Below are 22,220 nucleotides of genomic sequence, written 5' to 3' on the forward strand. Positions count from 1 at the left end.
ATATAAAAACTATGTTAAATATAATGAAAGAATTACTTAAAAAAAAAATAATTAAAATAATAGATTTTTACTTTTCTAAAACTATTTCAAAAAAAAATGAATCATTAGTTCTAATTATTTCTGCATATTTAAGTTTAAAAAATAGAAAAGGTCATTCTTATATATCTTTAAAAAAAATTTTTAGAAAAAAATTTTTTTCAAAAAAAATACTTTCTAAAATTAAACATTTTAATACTACAAAAAAAATAAAAAAAGAATTATTAAAAAGTAATGCAGTAAGCAAAAAAAAAACATCTTGTCCTTTAATTTTAGATAAACACTATTTATATTTAAACAAAATATGGAAAATAGAAAAAAAAATATTTAAATTTTTAATTTCTAAATATCCATTAAATAAATATATTTTAAATAAATTTAATAAAATATTAAAAATAAAATTATTTAAAAATTTAAATGTTGAACAAAAAATTGCAATCACATCATGTTTAATAAATAAATTTACTTTTATATTAGGAGGACCTGGTACAGGAAAAACAAATATAGTATCTAAAATAATTTTTTTATTTATTACGATGTCAAAATATAAAAAAATTACTTTAGCTGCTTCAACAGGAAAAGCAAGTACTGTTTTATTAGAATCTATCAAAAATAATAAATTATTATTAAAAGTAAATAAAAAATTTAAAAAATATATTCCAAAAAAATCATTTACTATACATCGTTTATTTCAACAAAATAATTATTTTGAAAACAATGATATTTTTTCAAAAAAACATAAAATTAATACCAATTTATTAATTATAGATGAATCATCTATGATAGACATTTTTATATTTGAAAATATTATTAAATTAATTTCTAATAATACACAAATAATATTTCTTGGTGATAATAATCAATTACCTTCAATTAATACTGGTTCAATTTTAAATGATATTTTTATATATTATTTAAAAAAAAATAAAAATAAAGAAAATTATTATAAATTTCAAAAATGTCTAAAAAAAAAAAATATAAAAAAAATTTATAAAAAACAATATTTAAAAAATAAAATATGTTTATTAAAAAAAAAATATAGATTTAAAAAAAAATCTGATATTTATAAATTTTCTAAAATTATTAAAAATTATAAAAAAAATAACATTAAAAATATTTTTAATAATAAATTTAAAAATATTAAATTTTTTATTATAAATAATAAATATAAAAAATATATTAATATAATTAAAAAATTTTTTTTATTTTATAAAAACTATTGGAAAATGATTTTAAAAAATAAACCATTTAAAAAAATTATTAAAATTTTCAATAAAATTCGAATTTTATGTATTTTAAAAAAAGGATTATATGGAATAAAAGGAATTAACAAAATTTTTGTACATCTTATAAAAAAAAATAATTTAACATATTTTAAAAAAATTAATAATAAAAAATGGTATGTCGGAAAACCAATTATTATAACAAAAAATTTAAATACATTAAAATTATTTAACGGACTAATTGGAATAACATTACTAGATAAAAATAAAAATATGAAAGTGTTTTTTTTAATGCCTAATAAATCAATTAAAATTATTCCAATAAATTTAATTAAAAAATATAAAACTACATGGGCTATAACAGTTCATAAATCTCAAGGATCTGAATTTAAAAAAGTTATTTTAATAATTCCTTCAAAAAAAAATAAAATTATGTCTCGAGAAATAATATATACTGCTATAACTCGATCAAAAAAAAAACTATTAATATTATCAAAAAAAAATATTTTTTTACAATATATTGAAAAAAAAATTATTAAAAAAAGCGGATTAAAAAAAAGATTAGAAAATTATTAAAAAAAACATATTTTAATTAAAATATTATATTAATTAAAAAATTTTTGCGGGAGTTGGATTTGAACCAACGACCTTCGGGTTATGAGCCCGACGAGCTACCAAACTGCTCCACCCCGCGATATTTTATTATTTATATATATAACATTTATGAAAAAAATATGCAAATTTTTTTTTATATATTTAAATTTATTTTAAAAAACTTTAAATAAAATTAAATAAATATATGATAAAATATTATTAATATAAATTTTTAAAATAATTATTAAAAAGGAAAAAATGAAATCAATAAAATATAAAACAAATTCAAAAGATCTAAAAATTGCTGTTATCATAACAAAATTTAATGAATTAATAAGTAATATGTTATTAAAAGGATGCATAGAAACATTAAAAAACAAAGGAAAAATTAATAAAAAAAACATTTCTATTATAAAAATACCTGGAGCATATGAAATACCACTTACAGCAGAAATAATTTCATTAAAAATGAAATATAATGCAATAATAGTTTTAGGAGCTATTATTAAAGGAAAAACAAGACACCACAATTTTATAGAAAATTCGCTTTCATATGGAATATCTAAAGTAAGTTTAAAAAATAAGATTCCTATTACTTTAGGTATATTAATGACAAAAAATATCAATCAAACTTTAGAAAGATGTGGAATAAAAATTAATAATAAAGGATCAGAAGCTGCAGAAGCTGCATTAGAAATGATTAATATTATAAAAAACATCTAAAATAAAAAATATATTAATAAAAAAAATCTTCTAAAGCGAAAAATTTTTATGAATCATAAAATTTATATGAAAAAAGCAATTTTTTTAGCAAAAAAAGGAATTTTTACTACTTCTTCAAATCCTATGGTTGGATGTATTATAGTTAAAAAAAATATAATTGTTGGACAAGGATGGCATAAAAAATTTGGTTCTTCACATGCAGAAATTAATGCTCTTAAAGAATCTAAAAAATTATCTATAGGATCTACTATGTATATAACACTGGAACCATGTTTCCATTATGGAAAAACTGGTCCATGTTATAAAAAAATTGTTAAATCAGGTATAAAAGAAATTTTTATTGCAGTTAAAGATCCAAATCCAAAAGTCTCAGGACAAAGTATAAAATTTTTTAAAAAATCTGGAATTATTGTTCATTTAGGATTAATGAAAAATGAAGCAAAAAATTTAAATAAAGATTTTTTTAAATGGATGAAAACAAAAATTCCATGGATAAAATTAAAAATGGCTATGTCAATTGATGGAAAAATAGCCGATAATTCAGGATTTAGCAAATGGATTACATCCAAAAAATCTAGAAAAAACGTACAAATACTAAGAGCGAAAAGTTCAGCTATTTTAACTACTAGCAATACAGTAATTAAAGATAATCCATTATTAAATGTGCGATTTTCAGATATAAATAAAAAAAATAAATTAATTATTAAAAAAAAAAATTATATTCACCCTATTCGAATAATTATTGATAGTAAAAATAGAATAAAAAAAAATCATAAAATAATACAAATAAAAGAAAAAATTTTTTTAATTCGCTTAAAAAGCGATAATAAAAAATGGCCAAAACATGTTAAACAAATAATTGTTCCACAATATAAAAAAAAAATAAATTTAATAAATTTATTTTATTTATTAGGAACTTTAAATATAAAAAATATTTTAATAGAATCTGGATCACTACTTGCAACATCATTAATTTCATTAAAATTAGTTGATGAATTAATTATATATTGCGCTCCAATAATTTTAGGAAATAAATCTAAACCAATATTTTTATTTAACAAAATAAAAAAAATGTCTCAATCTAAAAAAATTTATTTTAAAAAAATTACTAGAATTGGATCAGATTTAAAATTTACTATTACTTTTTAAAAAAATACATTAATAAAAAAATTATTACATTTAAAGAAATATAAAAATGAATATATATCTTAGAAAAAATGCAAGAACATGTATAGTACAAGCGCTTTATTCATTACAAATATCTAATAATAAAATTTCAGACATAAAAAAATATTTTTATAAAAAAAATAAAAAAAAAATAGATATACATTACTTTAACGAAATATTTACAGGTACAGCAAAAAATAAAAAAAAAATAGATATACTAATTCAACCATATATTATTAAAAACTCTAATAGATTAGGAGAAATTGAAAAATCTATATTAAGAATGTCTTTTTATGAACTTTTAGAAAGAATAGATATTCCATATAAAGTTATAATAAATGAAGGAATTGAAATTTCAAAAATTTTTGGATCTAAAGATAGCCATAAATTTATAAATGGAGTATTAGATAAAGCAGCATATAAAATACGTAAATAAATATAATAAAAAATAATTATGAAAATAAAAAAAACTCTAAAAAAAAATAATTTATGGAATAAAAAAATTGCTGTTAGAAAAGCTCTCAAAAAAGGTATTATATTAAATAAAAATCATTGGAAAATAATACATTTTACTAGAGATTTTTATTATAAATTTTATATAAGTCCTTCTATTAGAATATTACTAACAGCAATTAATAAAAAAAAAAAAAATCAAATAACTAGTATTGATTTAATAAAATTATTTAAAAATAATCCCTCAATTCAAATCAATAAAATATCTGGAATTCCTAACGCAAATAAATGTATTTAAAAATTTAAATATAATTAAAACAAATAAAAATATTAAAACAAATAATATAAAATATAGAAAATTTAAAAATTTTTAAAATCCAATTTAAAGGATTTAAATACGTCTTAAATCCTTGAGAAACTAAAAATAACCAAAAAAATCCAAATAATAAAAGTACTGTTAAATTTAAATCATTTAAATAACTAAAAAAACCAAAAATAAATGTAAAAAAAATCAATAAATTTATACAAAAATACATATGAGTTAATGTAGTTTGAAAATTATTTACAACTGGAAAAACTTTAATATGTGCTTTTTTATAATCTTTTAAATATAGCAAAGAAACTGAATATGAATGAGGTATTTGCCAAAAGAAAAATATAAAAAATAAACATATTCCTAAAAAAATACTATAATGAGATACTGAAAAATAACCTATCAATATAGGACAAGAACCAGAAATAGCTCCAACAATTGTAGAATATTGACATTTTTTTTTTAAAAAAATTGTATAAAATATAACATATACAAATAATCCAATACAAGATATTAAATAAACTAATTTATTTACAAAAAAATATAAAAAAAATGAACCAATAAAAAATAAAAAAAATGAAAAAATAATTGATTTTTTTAAAAAACATTTTTTTTTAACTAAAACTCGATTCATAGTTCTTTTCATTTTTTTATCATTTTTTCTATCAAAAATATTATTTAAAACACATCCACATGATATTATGCAAAATAAACCAAAAATCATATAAAATAAAATTAAAAAATTTATAGAATTATTTTTTAATCCAAAAAAATATCCAGATATAGCAGATAATAAATTTGAAAATAAAATTCTTGGTTTTATCAATTCTAAATAATACATAAGATCTTTTTTTAAATATCTATAAATATATGACATGATGATTTAAATTCCGCATAATCCAAACTGACCCAGAACAAATAATTAAAATTACAGTAATAGTAAAAATTATTGAAAAAATATTCCAATTATTTTTATTCAAATCATTAAGATGTAAAAAAAATAATATATGTATAATAACTTGAATTAAACAGCATATTGTTACAAAAAAATATAAAAAAATTGAAGACATAGATTTTATTGAAACTATTAAAAAAGGAAAAAATGATAAAATTAATGAAAATAAAAAAACAATTATATAAAAAAATATAGTAGTTTGAAAAAAATTAATTAATTTATTTTTAAAAATCATTGTATTACTCCAAATAAATAAACAAAAGTAAATACAAAAATCCATATAATATCAAGAAAATGCCAGAAAATACTTAAACATAAAATTCGTGTATTAATTATTTTATTTATTCCAATTAAAGAAATTTGAAAAATCATTAAAACTATCCAAATTAAACCAGATATTACATGGAAACCATGTAAAAATAATAAACAATAAAATGAAGAAAGAAAACCACTTCTAGTAGGATAATAATGTTTTTTAAATAAATGAAAAAATTCATATCCTTCTAAAAAAATAAAAAATATTCCACAAGAAAAAACTAAAAATAAAAATAAACAAACCATAAACACATTATATTTCTTTAAAAAATCAATCGATATACTAAAAAATAACGAACTTAATAATAATATAAAAGTTTCTAAAGCTACAAAATTTAAATTAAAAAATTCTTTTCCTGAAGGACCTCCTGAAATATTATTAACCATAACAAAATAAACAGAAAAAACCGTAGAAAACATAATACAATCACTTAAAATATAAATCCAAAAACCAAAAATTTTCTTTTTATTTATTTGTAAATTACTAGAATTATTATCTATTTTTTTAACAAATAATTTACTTAAAAAATTATTAAACATATTTTAAACTCTATTTAATTAAATTGTTATAATGAATTTTTTCTATTTTTTTTATTTTATTTTTTTTTATACAATATTTTTGTGGTTTTAAAAAACTTTTATATAAAAAAATAAAAATAACACTTAATAGAGAAAATAAAAATAACCACCAAATATGCCAAATTGCAGAAAATCCAAAAATTAATAAAAAAAATCCAATTAGCATTCCATAAAAAGTATTTTTAGGTAAATAAATATTTTCATAAGAAATGTTTTTCTGAATTTTATAATTAACATTTTTTTTTAAATTTTTTTCTTTCCAAAAAGAATCTCTACTATTTATAATTGGAATCTGAGAAAAATTATAAATAGGAGCAGGAGAAGGAATAGACCATTCCAAAGTTCTTCCATCCCAAGGATCTCCATTAACATCTAAATTTTTTTTTCTATTTTTAAAAGAAACAAAAAATTGTATTACCTGTGAAAGAATTCCTAAAAAAATTAATAAAACACCTATACATGCTATAGAAAGTAAATAATGAAATTCATAATCTATATTTTGACTTAATCTACGAGTCATTCCCATAAAACCAAGAAAATATAAAGGAATAAAAGCAAATAAAAATCCAGTTATCCAAAATACAAAAGATATTTTTCCCCATTTTTCATTTAACACAAAACCAAAAAATTTAGGAAACCAATATGTAATTCCAGCAAAACAACCAAAAACAACTCCTCCAATAATAACATTATGAAAATGAGCTACTAAAAATAAACTATTATGTAAAACAAAATCTGCTGGAGGTAAAGATAAAAGAACCCCTGCCATTCCTCCAATAGAAAAAGTAATTAAAAAACCAATTGCCCATAACATACAAGAGTGAAAATAAATTTTTCCTCTATACATCGTAAAGAGCCAATTAAAAATTTTAACTCCAGTAGGAATAGAAATAATCATTGTTGTAATTCCAAAAAATGCATTTACATTAGCTCCTGCTCCCATAGTAAAAAAGTGATGCAACCATACTATAAAAGATAAAACAGTAATTGAAAGAGTTGCCCAAACTAATGAAGTGTATCCAAATAATGATTTTTTAGAAAAAGTCGACACAACTTCTGAAAAAATACCAAATGCAGGTAAAATAAGAATATAAACTTCTGGATGTCCCCAAATCCAAATTAAATTTACATACATCATCATATTTCCACCCATATCATTAGTGAAAAAATGAAATTTTAAATATCTATCTAATGTTAATAATAATAAAGTAATAGTTAATACTGGAAACGAAGCGATAATTAAAAGATTAGAACATAAAACAGTCCATGTAAAAACAGGCATTTTAAATAATGTCATTCCTGGAGCTCGCATTTTTAAAATAGTTACTAAAAAATTAATAGCTGTTAAAGTAGTACCAATTCCAGCAATTTGTAAACACCATATCCAATAATCTACTCCAACACCAGGACTAAATTCCATTTCAGATAAAGGAGGATACGCTAACCATCCTGTTTTAGCAAATTCACCTATTCCTAAAGATAAATTAATTAAAATAACTGCACTAACCGTAATCCAAAAACTTAAATTATTTAAAAATGGAAAAGCAAGATCACGAGCTCCAATCTGCAATGGAATTACTAAATTCATAAGACCAATAATTAAAGGCATGGCAACAAAAAAAATCATAATTACACCATGAGCTGTAAATATTTGATCATAATGATGTGGAGGCAAAAAACTAGAGGGATTTTTTAAAGATGCTAAATATTGTTGAATTCGCATCATAATAGCATCAACAAAACCTCTAAATAACATAATAAACGCTAATATTATATACATAACTGCAATTTTTTTATGATCTAAAGTAGTAAACCATTCATTCCACAAATATTTCCATTTATTAAAATATGTAATACTACATGCAATTGTTATAGAAACTAAAAAAATACAAATATACGTAATCATAATAATAGGTTCATGAAAAGGTATATCTTTCCATGATAATTTTCCAAACATAAAATTTTCCTAATGTTTTAAAGTTAAAATAAAAAAATTATTAATATTTAACAAAAAATTTAAATTAAAAAATATTAATTTCCTTTTTTAATATATTTTTCAATTAAAAATAAATCATCATAAGAAAAATATTTTTTAAATTTATTTTTATAAATTTTTTTAAAATCATTAAAATTTAATATTTTTTTTCCAATTTTTTTTACTTTTTTAACCCAAGAACTAAAAAAATTATAATCTGTAGTAGAAATTACTTTAAACTTCATATCTGAAAAACCAGATCCACTATAATTTGAAGAAATTCCTTTATAAATACCAGGAAAATTTGAAATTAAATTAAGTTTAGAAGTCATTCCTGGCATGGAATATATTTGACTACCTAAAGATGGTATAAAAAAAGAATTCATCACCGAATTTGAAGTAATATAAAATTCTATTGGAGAATTAGTAGGTATAACTAATTCATTTATTGTTATAATTTTTTGTTCAGGATAAATAAATAACCATTTCCAATTTAAAGATATAACTTCAATTTTAATAGGAGAAACATTTTTTGTTAAAGGTTTTCTTGGATCTAAATTATGTGTTTCTTTCCATGATAAAATAGATAAAAAAAAGATAATTAAAATAGGAACGCCCCAAGAAAATCCTTCTATTATATATGAATGATTCCAATTTGGATCATAATCTTTATTTTTTGATGTATGACGATATTTATAAGAAAAAAACAAAGTCATAAAAATTACTGGAATAATAATTACTAACATTAAAAAAAAAGAAAGTAATATTAAATTTCTTTGTTTTAAAGCAACCATCCCTGAAGGAAAAAATATTCCTTCATGACAACCACTTAAAAAAGACGTTAAAAAAAAGATTAAAAAAAACTTTTTATATTTAAAAAAATTCATGATAAACCTCAAAAATTCAAAAATATCTTTTTATTATATGAATAAAATATATTTTAATAAAAAATTTTTTATTAATAATATATTTTAAATAAAAATTTATATTTTTTAAATAAATTATATAAATATTAAAATATATTGTAATATTATAATTATAAAAAATTTAAAATTTATAATTATTTAAAAAAAAATTTATTAATAATTTATAGTAATATAATAAAATTTTTCTTCCAAAAAAAAAAAATATTAAAAAATGAAAAAATATATAAAAGAAATATTAAATAAAAAAATAAAAATAGAATATATTAAAATATATAATATAAGTCATATTCATAAAAAATTTGGAAAAAAAAATTCTCATTTTAAAATAATTATTGTAAGTAATGATTTTTTAAAAATAAATATATTAAGAAGACACCAAATAATTTATAATATTTTATTTAAAAAAAATAAAAAAAAAATATATGGAATAGAAATTTTTACCTATACTAAAAAAGAATGGAAAAAAAATAAAAAAAATTGTTATTCTATAAAATGTATTAAAAAAATTATAAAATAATAATATTTTATTAAAAAAAAATATAAAAATTTTTAAAATAAAAAAAAATAGAGGTAAATGTGAATTCTATTGTATTAAATAAAAACTTAAAAAAAATAGAAATAAATAATACATTATCATCAAAAATTATAGAAAAAAAAGTAAAAAAAAAATTATTATTTCTTCAAAAAACAAAAATTATTAATGGTTTTCGTCGAGGTCATATACCAATAAAATTAATTAAAGAAAAATTTGAAAAAAATATTACACAAGAAATTTTAAAAGAAATAATATATAAAAATTTTTTAAAAGAAATTCAAAAAAAAAATATAAAAATATATAAAAACGTTCAATACTTTTTAAAAAAATATAAAAAAGGAAAAAATTTTAATTATAAAATTCAATTTGATTCTATAAAAAATTTATTACAAGAAAAATTAAAATTAATAAAAATTAATAAATTAAAAATAAAAATAACAAATAAAGATGTTAATAAAGTACTATTAAACTTTCAAAAAAATATTTCTAATTGGACAACAAAAAAAACAAAAATTCTAGAAAATGATAAAATAAATATAAAATTTAAATTAATATCAGAAAATAAAAAAAATACTATTAAAAATGATAATTTTGTAATATTTGTTAACAAAAATTTTTTATTTAAAAAAATATATAAAAAAATAATTGGAAAAAAAAAAAATGATCTCATTATCACTCATATAACATTTTCTAAATACCATCCATATAAAAAAATTTCTTTATTTAAAAAATGTAAATTACTAATAAAAATATTAAAAGTACAAGAAAAAAAAATACAAAATATAGATTTTAAAAAAATTAAAAATCTAGGAATCAAAGAAAAAAATGTTCAAGATATAAAAAAAAATATTTATTTACAATTAAAAAAAGAATCAAAAAAAATTACTTATGAAAATTTAAAAAATAAATTTATTAAAAAATGGATAAAAATTTGTAAAAAAAAATTTTCTAATTTAAAAAAAATGAAAGTTATTAAAAATATAAAAAAATATAATTTATTAAAATGGAAAAAAAACAAAAATATATTTTTTAAAAAACATAATAAAAACATTAAAAAAGAATCAAAAAAAATATTAAAAATAAATTATTTAATAAATAAAATAATTAAACAAGAATCTCTTTCTATTAGTAATAAATCAATAAAAAAAATATTTAAACAATTTAAACAAAACAACTATGAAACTCAAAAAAAACATAAAATTTTAAATAAAATAAAAAAATTTATGTTAACAGAACAAGCATTTAATTTTATTTTTAATAATATAATAATTAAAGAAAAAAGATGCACGTTTAGAAAAGCTTTTAAAAAAACAAAAAATGTAAAATTATAAAAAAAATAAAAAACTATAAAAAATATTTTATATAATTAATTTATACTTCAATAAAAAAATCAGAGAACAACAATGACATACAAAAAAAAATATAATCCAATTACAAATCAAAACTTAATTCCTATAGTAGTAGAAAAAACATATTCAGGAGAAAGATCGTTTGATATTTATTCTCGTTTATTAAGAGAAAGAATAATATTTTTAACAGGAGAAATTAATGATAATTTATCTAATTTAATTGTTGCTCAATTATTATTTTTAGAATCTGAAGATATTACAAAAGATATATTTCTATATATAAATTCTCCTGGAGGAATTATATCTTCTGGATTATCAATATACGATACTATAAAATTTATTAAACCAAACGTAAATACTATATGTATAGGACAAGCTTCTTCTATGGCTGCAATTATTTTATCTTCCGGAAAAAAAGGAAAAAGATTTAGTTTACCAAATTCAAGAATTATGATACACCAACCTTTAGGAGGATATAAAGGACAAGCATCAGATATTCAAATACATGCAATTGAAATGAATAAAATAAAAAAAAAAATAAATAAAATACTATCTCTTCATACAAAAAAAAATATCAAACAAATAGAAAAAGATACTGAAAGAGATTGTTTTTTTTCTGCAAAAGAAGCTCTTTCATACGGATTAATTGATTCAATATTACAGAATAAAAAATAAAATTTTAAAATAAAATAAGAATTATTTTTTTAAAAAAAAATATTTTAATGTATGATTAGAGGTATTAAATGACAAATAAAAAAAAACAAAATAATAACAAATTATACTGTTCTTTTTGTAAAAAAAATCAAAATGAAGTAAAAAAAATTATAGTAGGTTCTGCTGCATATATTTGCGATCAATGTATTAATTTATGTAATAATATTATTAATGAAGAAAAAAATAAACAATCATTTATTTTTAAAAAATATGAAGAACTACCTAAACCAAATCAAATAAAAAAAAAATTAGACGATTACGTAATAGGTCAAAATAAATCAAAAAAAATATTATCCGTCGCTGTATATAATCATTACAAACGTTTATATAAAAAAAATCAATCAAATACAAATTCTATAGAACTTGGAAAAAGTAACATTTTACTTATAGGACCAACAGGAAGCGGAAAAACATTACTTGCAGAAACATTAGCTAAAACATTAAATGTTCCATTTTCTATTTCAGATGCAACAACTTTAACAGAAGCAGGATATGTTGGAGAAGATGTAGAAAACATTGTACAAAAACTACTTCAAAAATGTGATTATAATGTTGAAAAAGCGCAAACTGGAATAATTTATATAGATGAAATTGATAAAATATCTAGAAAATCTAATAATTTATCTATCACTAGAGATGTTTCTGGAGAAGGAGTTCAACAATCATTATTAAAAATAATAGAAGGAACAATAGCATCAGTGCCTCCTAATGGAGGAAGAAAACACCCTCAACAAGAACTTATACAAATAGATACATCTAAAATATTATTTATATGTGGTGGAACTTTTTCAGGTCTTAAAAAAATTATTTCTCAAAGAATAAACAAAAGTTCAAAAATAGGATTTTTAAAAAATACACAAAAAAAAATGTTACAAAAAAAAAATTTAGAACAACTAGAACCAGAAGATCTAATAAAATTTGGATTAATACCAGAATTTATAGGAAGATTACCAATAATAACAACATTATTTTCTTTAAACAAACAAGAACTAATAAAAATTCTATGCAAACCTAAAAACGCATTAATTAAACAATATAAAGAATTATTTAGAATGGATGGAGTAAAACTACAATTTTGTAAAAAATCAATTCAACAAATAGCAGAAAAATCTATATTAAAAAAATCAGGAGCAAGAGGTTTAAGAACTATATTAGAAAAAATATTACTAGAAACAATGTATAATTTACCATCTATTCCAAATGTAGATAAAGTTATTATAAATGAATCAACAATTTTAAAAAATACTTCTCCTCAAATTTTGTTAAAGAAAACATTTTAAAACTTTAAAAATTTTTGTTGAAAAAAAATAAAAAATATATAATTAATTTAATAAATACTAAAAATTTTTATTCTAATATAAATAAAATTTTTTTCTATTTCTTTTATTTTTTTAATTAATTTCATACTTAAATAAAATTTTTTTAAATATATAAATAAAGAGAAATATTATATGAAAGAAAATAATTCTAAATATATAAAAATGCCTATTTTGCCATTAAGAGATACCGTTATATTTCCTTATATGGTAATTCCATTATTTATTGGTCGAAAAAAATCAATTAAAATAATAAAAACCGCTATTAAAAAAAATAAAGAAATTTTATTAGTTACTCAAAAAAAATATTCTATAGAAAAACCAAAAATAAAAGATATTTTTGAAATTGGAACAATTTCATCTATTATACAATTTTTAAAACTACCAGATGGAACAGTAAAAATATTAATCGAAGGAAAAAAAAGAGCAAAAATTATTAAATTAGGAAATAAAACAAACAAATTTATAGGAAAAGTTAAACTTATTTCAATACAAAAAATTATCAAAAAAAATGAAATAGTCTTTAAAAGAACTATTATTAATCAATTTGAAAAATATGCAGAATTTAATGAAAAAATTTCTAAAGACATAATAAATTTACTACATAAAATAAATAATATTAATAAATTAACTGATACAATAGCTACTTATATAACTTCAAAATTAATTGATAAACAAAAAATATTAGAAACAATTGATATTCAAAAAAGAATTGAATATTTAATGATAATGATAGAATCTGAAATAAAATTATTTAAAATTGAAAATAAAATACGATCTAGAATAAAAAAACAAATGGAAAAAAATCAAAAAGAATATTATCTTAATGAACAAATGAAAGCCATACAAAAAGAACTCGGAAAAGATGATAAAGATTTATATGAATATTCTGTTTTGAAAAAAAAAGTTTTACAATCTAATATGCCAAAAAATATAGAAATCGAATTAATAAAAGAACTAAAAAGATTTAGATTAATGCCTTATATGTCTTCAGAAACTACAGTTGTAAGAAGTTATATTGAATGGATGATAAAAGTTCCTTGGAAAAAAAAAACAACTATAAAAAAAGAACTATCAACTGCATTATTAATATTAAATAATAATCATTATGGATTAGAAACAGTAAAAAACAGAATATTAGAATATTTAGCAGTTCAAAATAGAATGAATAAAATAAAAGGTCCAATTTTATGTCTAGTAGGTCCTCCAGGAGTAGGAAAAACTTCTCTTGGAAAATCTATAGCACAAGCTACTGGAAGAAAATATACTAGAATGTCATTAGGAGGAATTAAAGATGAATCAGAAATTAGAGGACATAGAAGAACATATATTGGCTCTATGCCAGGAAAAATTATACAAAAAATTTCTAATACTGGTGTAAAAAATCCATTATTTTTATTAGATGAAATTGATAAAATGTCTTATGACACAAGATCTGATGCATCTTCTGCTTTATTAGAAGTATTAGATCCGGAACAAAACTTTTCTTTTAATGATCATTATTTAGAAGTAAATTATGATCTCTCAGAAGTAATGTTTATAGCAACTGCTAATTCTCTTAATATTCCTTTACCTTTATTAGATAGAATGGAAATTATAAAATTACCTGGATATACAGAAGAAGAAAAAATAAAAATTTATAATTCATATTTAAAACCAAAACAAATGAAAGAAAACGCTTTAAAAAAAAATGAAATTTCCATTACCAAAAAAGTAATTATTCAAATAATTCGTTATTACACAAAAGAATATGGAGTAAGAAATCTAGAAAAAAATATTTCAAAAATATATAGAAAAATAGTTAAAGAAATATTATTAAATAAAAAATTAAAAAAAGTTAATATTAATACAAGAAATTTAGAAAAATACTTAGGAATAAAAAAAATTATATCACAAAAAAATAATCAAAAAAATGGAATTGGGCAAGTCACAGGATTAGCTTGGACAGAATGCGGAGGAGAATTACTTAAAATACAATCTGCTTGTATTTCAGGAAAAGGAAAATTATCATTTACTGGATATTTAGGAAAAGTAATGAAAGAATCAATTCAAACAGCTATTACTGTCATTCGAACATTAGTAAAAGAACTAAATATACCTAAAAATTTTTATGAAAAAAATGATATCCATGTACATATTCCTGAAGGAGCAACTCCAAAAGATGGTCCAAGTGCAGGAATTTCTATATGTACATCTATAACTTCTTCTTTAACAAAAAATCCTGTTAAATCAAGTTTAGCTATGACTGGAGAAATTACATTAAATGGAAGTGTAACAGCTATTGGAGGTCTTAGAGAAAAAATATTATCAGCTTATCAAGAAAAAATAAAAAATATTATTATACCAAAAGAAAATAAAAAAGATCTAAAAAATATTCCAAAAAATATACTTAAAAAAATAAAAATATATCTAGTAAAAAATATTAAAGAAGTGCTAAAAATATCATTAAAAAACGATCCTTATAAATTATAAATTTCTTAAAAAATTTATAATTTTAAAAAAAAATAATAATCTTATTATAAATAAGTTATTTAAAAAAGAATTTAAAAAATGCATAAAAATTTTATTTCATTATTTAAAAAAATTATTTTAAAAATTCTATTAATTACTTTATTGATGTCTATTTTTTTAACAAGTATAAATAGTTATTTAAATAATTATAATCAATCATGGTTTATGGAAATAAATAAAAAATTAATTACTCCAAAAAATGTTCAACAAATGTTTTTAAAAGAACTATCAAAAATAAAATCTATTGATAAAAAAAAATATATTCAAACAATAGAAAATAAATTAAAAATTAAAGCTTTATATAAAAAAATTATAAAAAACTTTATTAATAATATTGCAATTGAAGATTATTTTAATAAATTAAAAATTTTTAATGATAAAAAAAATATTAAAAATTTAATTATTCATTCTCAAACATTTCAAACAAATCATATATTTAATAAAGAAAAATATAATAAATTTTTACAAAAAAATTTCTTAAATGAAGATCAATATTTAAAAATTATAGAAACTAATTTAGTAAAAAATTTTTTTTTAAATGATATAATAAATTCAGAATTTTTATTAAATGATGAAAAAGTATCAAACTATAAAAATAAATCAAAAATAATATTTTATAAAATTGCATCAATAAATTATAAAAAATATATATCAAAAAAAAAAATACCCCAAAAAAAAATTTTAAAATTTTATAAAAAATATAAAAAAAATTTTTATGTTCCAAAAAAATTTAAAATACGATTTATTGATCTATCTTCTTTTATTAATAAATGTAACAAAAATAAAAAACAAAATATAAGAAACTATAATATAGAAAAAAAAATACAATATTTATCTATTAATCAAAAAAATTATTTAAATTTAATAGAAAAATTAACAAAAATACAAAAAAAAGATACAAAATGGTTTTCAATAAATTCTATTCCAAAAGAAATAAATTTAGAAAATATAAAAAATTTTTTAAAAATACAAAAATATTATAAAATTAATAAAATAAATAATTTAATAAATTATCATTTTAAAAACTCAAAAAAAAATTTATATATTCAAATAATTGGTTTTAAACAAAAAAAAATACAACCATTTTCTAAAATAAAAAATAAAATTGAATATATCTTAAAAAAAAATAAAGCCAAAAAAAAAGTAGAAAAAATATTAAAAAAAATAGAAAAAGAACTAAAAAATAACTTATTTTATACTTTTAATAATGAAAAATTATCATTTCAAAAACAAACATATAATACAAAATTTAATAAAAATAATATCTCAATTTTTGTAAAAAAAATCAATGAAAAATTTAATAAAAAAAAACCAATATATGTTAAAATGACTGATTATAAAAATACATGGTTAATAATAAAATTATATAAAAAAATATATACAAATTTAAATAAAGATAAAAAAAATCAATTATATAATAAAGTAAATTTATTAAATCAAAAATTATTAATTAATTTAATATTAAGACAATTAAACTTAAAAACACAAATTAAATATAATTATAAATATATAATTTTTAAAAAATATATTACAAAAAAAATTATTTAACTTTATAAAAAATTTTAAACATTCCATATAAATTCATTAATAATATTACCGATAAATATTAAATATTAGGGCTATCTTGTGCGATTATTTAAACAACTAAATTGGTATTTTTTACAAGAATGGAAAAGATATATTGGATCTGTAATAATATTAATTATAATTGCTTGTCTACAAACTATGCCTCCAAAAATAGTAGGAAAACTTGTAGATTTAATTCTTAAAAAAAAAATACATTTTCAAGAATCAATAAAATGGATTTATATTATGATTTTTATTGCTTTAACAATATATTTTTTAAGATATATATGGAGAATATTACTTTTTGGAGCTTCTTATAAATTAGCAATAAAATTAAGAACTTTATTTTATGAATCAATCATTAAACAAAATCAAGATTTTTATATAGAAAATAGAACAGGAGACTTAATTACACGTGTAAGTAATGATATTGAAAGAATAATTTTTGCTGCAGGAGAAGGAGTATTAACTTTAGTTGACTCTTTAGTAATGGGAATTTCTGTACTTATAGTTATGTGTACTCAAATAAGTTTTAAATTAACATTTTTTTCATTAATTCCTATGCCTATAATGACTATATTTATTAAAAAGTATGGTGCAGAATTACATAAAAAATTCTTTAAATATCAAATTTCTTTTTCAAAATTAAATAACAAAACTCAAGAAATTCTAACTAGTATTAGAATGATTAGAGCATTTGGATTAGAAAAATTAAAACTAAAAGAATTTTTAAACTTAGTTGAAAAATCTAGTAAACAAAACATTAAAGTAATGAAAGTAGATGCAAAATTTGATCCAATAATATATCTTTCAATTGCTTTTTCCAATCTTTTAGCAATTTCCAGTGGAAGTTGGTTAGTATGGAATAATAAAATAACATTAGGACAATTAACAAGTTTTATTATGTATCTTGGACTAATGATTTGGCCAATGCTTGCTTTAGCATGGATGTTTAATATTGTAGAAAGAGGTAGTTCTGCATGGAATCGAATTCAAAAAATAATAAACCATCCAATTAAATTAAAAAATGGAAATTTATCAGTTCCAAAAAATTTTAAAAAAATAAAAATAAAAATTAAAAGATTTTATTATAAAAAAAATAAAAACCCAATCTTAAAAAATATATTTATTTCTATAAAAAAAGGAAAAATATTAGGAATTTGTGGACCAGTAGGATCTGGAAAAAGTACTATAATAAAATTATTACAAAGAAACTTTGATATTAATTTAGGAAATATTTTTTATAATAATATCCCACTTAAAAAATTCAAATTAAATGAATGGAAAAAAAAAATAGGAATTGTAAATCAAGAAACTTTTTTATTTTCAGATACTGTTATAAATAATATAACATTTGGAAATAATAATATAAGTTTAAAAAAAATAAAAAAATATTTAAACATAGTAAAAATAAAACATGAAATTGAAAAATTAAAAAATAAATATCACACTATAATAGGTGAAGAAGGAGTTTTATTATCTGGAGGACAAAAACAAAGAATAGCAATTGCTCGTGCTTTAATTTTAAAACCTGAAATATTAATTCTAGATGATGCTTTATCTGCAATAGATGGAAAAACAACTAAATCAATTCTAAAAAATATTTTTAAATGGAAAAATAAAAATACTACAATAATAATGAGTTCACATAAACTTTCCATATTAAAAAAATCAGATGAAATTATAATAATAAAAAATGGGAAAATTATTAATCAAGGAAACCACGTTTCGCTTTTAAGAACAAAAAATTGGTATAGTAATTCATTAAAAAATTAATCTTATAAGTGGAACATTATTAAATAAAAGGAAATTTAAAATGAATAATTTTATAAAATATTGGCCCACTCTTAAAAGACTTACAAAATACGCGCAACCTTTTAAAAAACTACTATATTTTGGAATTTTTTTACTTTTATCTGCTGCTTTATCTGAAGTTTTAGGACCAATATTAATTAGTAATTTTATAAAAAATATATTAGAAACACATGAATTTTCAAAAAAAATTGTATTGTCTAATACAATTAGTTTTATTATATTACAAATAACTTCAGTAATTTTATATTATTCTCAAAACATTATATTTAGTAAAATATCTATAAAAATAATTCAAAATTTAAGATATGATGTTATGAAATCAACATTAAGATTTCCTATAGAAATTTATGATAGCGAACCAATAGGTCATATGATTTCTAAAATAATTAACGATACTGAATCTGTAAGAGAGCTTTACGATACTATTTTAGGATCTATCGTTAATAGTTCAGTATTAGTATTTATTGTTTTAATTGCAATGTTTATTTTATCATGGAAAATGGCATTAATTTCAATAACTTTAATTCCAATAGTAATACTTATTATATTTACTTATCAAAACTATAGTATTCCAATATTAAAAAAAATAAGATATTTTTTATCTAAAATATATAATGAATTTAATGAAATTGTAAATGGAATTGAAGTAATACAACAATTTCGTCAAGAAAAAAATTTTAAAAAAAAAATTATTAATACTAGTTATCAACATTATAAATATAAAATGAAAGCATTAAAATTAGAAGGATTTTTATTAAGACCTTTACTAAATTTTTTATCATCTATAATACTTTGCGGAATTATGTTTTTATGTATTATATCTGATATTAATACATTTAAAGTAGGAGTTTTATACGCTTTTATAAGTTATTTATCTCGATTAAATGAACCATTAATTTCTGTTTCTAGCCAACAACCTCTTTTACAAAAAGCAATAGTTGCAGGAGAAAGAATATTTAAACTTATGGATACTCCAAAACAAAAATATGGATTAATCAAAAAAACATTTAAAACAGGAAATATATATATAAAAAATATGTATTTTAAATATAAAAGAAATTCTTATAACACTCTTTCTAATATTAATTTAAATATAAAAGAAAATAAATTTATTGCTTTTGTAGGAAAAACAGGAAGCGGTAAAAGCACATTTGCAAATTTATTAATGGGTTATTATAAACCTAAATCTGGATCAATTTATTTAGATAACAAAAAAATTGAAACTTTGAGTCATAATTCTTTAAGAAACTCAGTTGCATTAATACAACAAGAACCTGTTATACTACCTGATACAATTTTAAAAAATATTACTCTTGGAAAAAAAATACCCCAAAAAAAAATTAAAAAAATACTAAAACTAGTTTATTTAGATTCTTTAATTTCTTCTTTAAAAGAAGGTATATATACTTTACTAAGCGAAAAAGGAAATAATATTTCAGTAGGACAAAAACAACTAATTTCTATTGCAAGAGCTCTAATAAAAAATCCAAAAATATTAATTTTAGATGAAGCTACAGCAAATATAGATTTATATACAGAAAAATTAATTCAAAAATCACTATTAAAAATTAAAAATCATACAACTTTAGTAATGATTGCTCATAGATTAGAAACAATAAAAAATGCTGATAAAATAATAGTTTTAGATAAAGGAAAAATAATTGAAAAAGGAACACATAAAAATCTAATAAAAATGAAAAAGAAATATTTTCAAATGTATACACATCAAAAAACTAATGTAAATTATTAAATAAATAAAATAATTTTTTTAAGTGCTTTATTAATAAAAATTGCATATGCATGCATAATTTGAGTTAGCTGCTTCTTTTCAGATCTGACTAGATATTCAAAATATAACATCATATATAATACTAATAAAACACTTAAGAAATAATATTTTATAAAATATAAATATAACATTATTTTCTATAAAAAAACAATCTTTTTTTCATTTTTTATAAACTATTTTTTAAATTAATGTCTCTAATGAAAATTTTCTATAATTATGATAGCATATGAAAATATAAAAAAAAAAAATAAAAAAAATGAAATATCAAGTTTTTGCAAGAAAATGGAGACCAAAAAATTTTAACGAAGTGATCGGTCAAAAATATATTATAAAAGCTATTTCAAATAGTTTAAAACTAAATAGAATTCATCAAGCATGGATATTATATGGAACTAGAGGCATAGGAAAAACAACTATAGCTAGAATTTTATCAAAATGTTTAAATTGTAAAAAAAAAATTACAGATATTCCATGCCAAAAATGTAATTCATGTTTAGAAATTGAAAAAAATTGTAGTCCAGATCTAATTGAAATTGACGCAGCATCTAAAACTAAAATAGAAGATATTAAAGAATTATTAGAAAATTCAAAATATCCTCCTATTAAAGAAAGATTTAAAATTTACTTAATTGATGAAATACATATGTTATCACGATATAGTTTTAATGCTCTTCTTAAAACTTTAGAAGAACCACCTAAACATGTAAAATTTATTCTAGCAACAACAAATATTGAAAAATTACCCAAAACAATTATATCTAGATGTCTTAGATTAAATTTAACCACAATTTCAGAAAAAAAAATTGAAAATAATATAAAAAAAATATTAAAAAAAGAAAAAATTAATTTTGAAAAAAATACTTTAAATTTAATTTCATTATCAGCTGATGGAAGCATGAGAGATGCGTTAAGTATCACAGAACAAGCAATTTCTCTTGGAAATGGAAAAATAAAAAATTCTTATGTAAAAAAAATGTTAGGAATTTTTAAATATAAAAATTTTATAAATTTATTACAATCAATATTTGATCAAAATATTAAAAAAATTTTATTTTTTTCTGAAAAAATTTTATCTTTAGATGTAGAACCTGATAGAATTTTAGTAGAATTATTAAGATTATTGCATTATTTGCATATTTTAAAAATTTATTCCATACAATGGAAATCAAAAATATATAATAATCAACAAAAGAAAATATTAAAAAAAATATCAAAAAAAAATAGCTATTCTGATATTAAAAATTATTATTCTATTTTATTAAATGGAAGAAAAAATATTAATTTATCTCCATCAAAAAAAATAGGAATGGAATTAGCTCTTTTAAATACATTAAATATTAAAAAATAAAAAAATATTTTTTAAAAT

Annotated in this window: 19 protein-coding genes and 1 tRNA gene; 14 read left to right on the top strand and 6 right to left on the bottom strand. The window is 18.3% G+C overall.

Annotated features, from left to right (window positions below; genetic code table 11):
• Positions 1 to 11: 11 nt before the first annotated feature.
• The gene (gene recD, locus AB4W45_RS01640) at positions 12 to 1,835 is read left to right on the top strand and encodes an exodeoxyribonuclease V subunit alpha (RefSeq protein WP_367671115.1); all 1,824 of its coding nucleotides are present in this window, start codon (positions 12 to 14) and stop codon (positions 1,833 to 1,835) included.
• A 44-nt stretch (positions 1,836 to 1,879) separates the two neighbouring features.
• Here the strand turns inward: recD and AB4W45_RS01645 are convergent.
• Positions 1,880 to 1,953 (bottom strand) — tRNA-Met (locus tag AB4W45_RS01645).
• A 158-nt stretch (positions 1,954 to 2,111) separates the two neighbouring features.
• Here AB4W45_RS01645 and ribH point away from each other — a divergent pair.
• Genes ribH through AB4W45_RS01665 form a run of 4 tightly spaced genes read left to right on the top strand, consistent with a single transcriptional unit; the run spans position 2,112 to position 4,494 of the window.
• Positions 2,112 to 2,576: a 6,7-dimethyl-8-ribityllumazine synthase gene (gene ribH, locus AB4W45_RS01650; protein WP_367671116.1), complete on the top strand. Its 465-nt coding sequence runs from the start codon at positions 2,112 to 2,114 to the stop codon at positions 2,574 to 2,576.
• A gap of 48 nt (positions 2,577 to 2,624) precedes the next feature.
• Entirely contained in the window at positions 2,625 to 3,725 is a 1,101-nt protein-coding gene (gene ribD / locus AB4W45_RS01655; protein ID WP_367671117.1) for a bifunctional diaminohydroxyphosphoribosylaminopyrimidine deaminase/5-amino-6-(5-phosphoribosylamino)uracil reductase RibD, read from the top strand.
• A 46-nt stretch (positions 3,726 to 3,771) separates the two neighbouring features.
• Positions 3,772 to 4,179: a transcription antitermination factor NusB gene (gene nusB, locus AB4W45_RS01660; RefSeq protein WP_367671118.1), complete on the top strand. Its 408-nt coding sequence runs from the start codon at positions 3,772 to 3,774 to the stop codon at positions 4,177 to 4,179.
• Between the two features lie 18 nt (positions 4,180 to 4,197).
• Positions 4,198 to 4,494, top strand: coding sequence for a TusE/DsrC/DsvC family sulfur relay protein (locus AB4W45_RS01665; protein ID WP_367671119.1), 297 nt, complete (start codon positions 4,198 to 4,200; stop codon positions 4,492 to 4,494).
• Positions 4,495 to 4,498: 4 nt separating this feature from the next.
• Here the strand turns inward: AB4W45_RS01665 and cyoE are convergent, their stop codons facing one another.
• The 5 genes from cyoE to cyoA form a co-directional block, all read right to left on the bottom strand.
• The gene (cyoE, locus tag AB4W45_RS01670; RefSeq protein WP_367671120.1) at positions 4,499 to 5,386 is read right to left on the bottom strand and encodes a heme o synthase; all 888 of its coding nucleotides are present in this window, start codon (positions 5,384 to 5,386) and stop codon (positions 4,499 to 4,501) included.
• A complete protein-coding gene (locus AB4W45_RS01675) occupies positions 5,370 to 5,699 on the bottom strand; it encodes a cytochrome o ubiquinol/quinol oxidase subunit IV (RefSeq protein WP_367671121.1) in 330 nt (109 codons plus the stop codon). The genes cyoE and AB4W45_RS01675 overlap by 17 nt, the downstream gene beginning before the upstream one ends.
• Positions 5,696 to 6,319 carry a cytochrome c oxidase subunit 3 gene (locus AB4W45_RS01680; protein WP_367671122.1) on the bottom strand — a complete coding sequence of 208 codons (624 nt, stop codon included), beginning with the start codon at positions 6,317 to 6,319 and terminating at the stop codon, positions 5,696 to 5,698. Before AB4W45_RS01680 ends, AB4W45_RS01675 begins: the two co-directional genes overlap by 4 nt.
• Before the next feature lie 10 nt (positions 6,320 to 6,329).
• The gene (gene cyoB / locus AB4W45_RS01685; RefSeq protein ID WP_367671123.1) at positions 6,330 to 8,315 is read right to left on the bottom strand and encodes a cytochrome o ubiquinol oxidase subunit I; all 1,986 of its coding nucleotides are present in this window, start codon (positions 8,313 to 8,315) and stop codon (positions 6,330 to 6,332) included.
• A 74-nt stretch (positions 8,316 to 8,389) separates the two neighbouring features.
• Positions 8,390 to 9,220, bottom strand: coding sequence for a ubiquinol oxidase subunit II (gene cyoA / locus AB4W45_RS01690; protein WP_367671124.1), 831 nt, complete (start codon positions 9,218 to 9,220; stop codon positions 8,390 to 8,392).
• A gap of 250 nt (positions 9,221 to 9,470) precedes the next feature.
• Between cyoA and AB4W45_RS01695 the strand changes: the two genes are divergently transcribed.
• The 9 genes from AB4W45_RS01695 to dnaX all read left to right on the top strand — a co-directional run bounded on the left by AB4W45_RS01695 (position 9,471) and on the right by dnaX (position 22,202).
• Complete coding sequence (locus tag AB4W45_RS01695; protein ID WP_367671125.1) at positions 9,471 to 9,776, top strand: BolA/IbaG family iron-sulfur metabolism protein; 306 nt, start codon at positions 9,471 to 9,473, stop codon at positions 9,774 to 9,776.
• 59 nt (positions 9,777 to 9,835) lie between these two features.
• Complete coding sequence (locus AB4W45_RS01700; protein ID WP_367671126.1) at positions 9,836 to 11,125, top strand: trigger factor; 1,290 nt, start codon at positions 9,836 to 9,838, stop codon at positions 11,123 to 11,125.
• A 72-nt stretch (positions 11,126 to 11,197) separates the two neighbouring features.
• On the top strand, positions 11,198 to 11,818 hold the full coding sequence (gene clpP, locus AB4W45_RS01705) for an ATP-dependent Clp endopeptidase proteolytic subunit ClpP (protein ID WP_367671127.1): 621 nt from the start codon (positions 11,198 to 11,200) through the stop codon (positions 11,816 to 11,818).
• A gap of 68 nt (positions 11,819 to 11,886) precedes the next feature.
• Positions 11,887 to 13,137 carry an ATP-dependent protease ATP-binding subunit ClpX gene (gene clpX, locus AB4W45_RS01710; RefSeq protein ID WP_367671128.1) on the top strand — a complete coding sequence of 417 codons (1,251 nt, stop codon included), beginning with the start codon at positions 11,887 to 11,889 and terminating at the stop codon, positions 13,135 to 13,137.
• 171 nt (positions 13,138 to 13,308) lie between these two features.
• On the top strand, positions 13,309 to 15,645 hold the full coding sequence (lon, locus tag AB4W45_RS01715; protein ID WP_367671129.1) for an endopeptidase La: 2,337 nt from the start codon (positions 13,309 to 13,311) through the stop codon (positions 15,643 to 15,645).
• A 78-nt stretch (positions 15,646 to 15,723) separates the two neighbouring features.
• Positions 15,724 to 17,232: a SurA N-terminal domain-containing protein gene (locus AB4W45_RS01720; protein WP_367671130.1), complete on the top strand. Its 1,509-nt coding sequence runs from the start codon at positions 15,724 to 15,726 to the stop codon at positions 17,230 to 17,232.
• Positions 17,233 to 17,310: 78 nt separating this feature from the next.
• The gene (locus tag AB4W45_RS01725; RefSeq protein WP_367671131.1) at positions 17,311 to 19,026 is read left to right on the top strand and encodes an ABC transporter transmembrane domain-containing protein; all 1,716 of its coding nucleotides are present in this window, start codon (positions 17,311 to 17,313) and stop codon (positions 19,024 to 19,026) included.
• A gap of 40 nt (positions 19,027 to 19,066) precedes the next feature.
• Positions 19,067 to 20,815 carry a SmdB family multidrug efflux ABC transporter permease/ATP-binding protein gene (locus AB4W45_RS01730; protein WP_367671132.1) on the top strand — a complete coding sequence of 583 codons (1,749 nt, stop codon included), beginning with the start codon at positions 19,067 to 19,069 and terminating at the stop codon, positions 20,813 to 20,815.
• 295 nt (positions 20,816 to 21,110) lie between these two features.
• Positions 21,111 to 22,202, top strand: coding sequence for a DNA polymerase III subunit gamma/tau (gene dnaX, locus AB4W45_RS01735; RefSeq protein WP_367671133.1), 1,092 nt, complete (start codon positions 21,111 to 21,113; stop codon positions 22,200 to 22,202).
• Positions 22,203 to 22,220 lie beyond the last annotated feature (18 nt).

This window comes from Buchnera aphidicola (Periphyllus testudinaceus), from assembly GCF_964059035.1.
In the GTDB taxonomy this organism is placed as follows: Bacteria; Pseudomonadota; Gammaproteobacteria; order Enterobacterales; family Enterobacteriaceae; genus Buchnera_J; species Buchnera_J aphidicola_BN.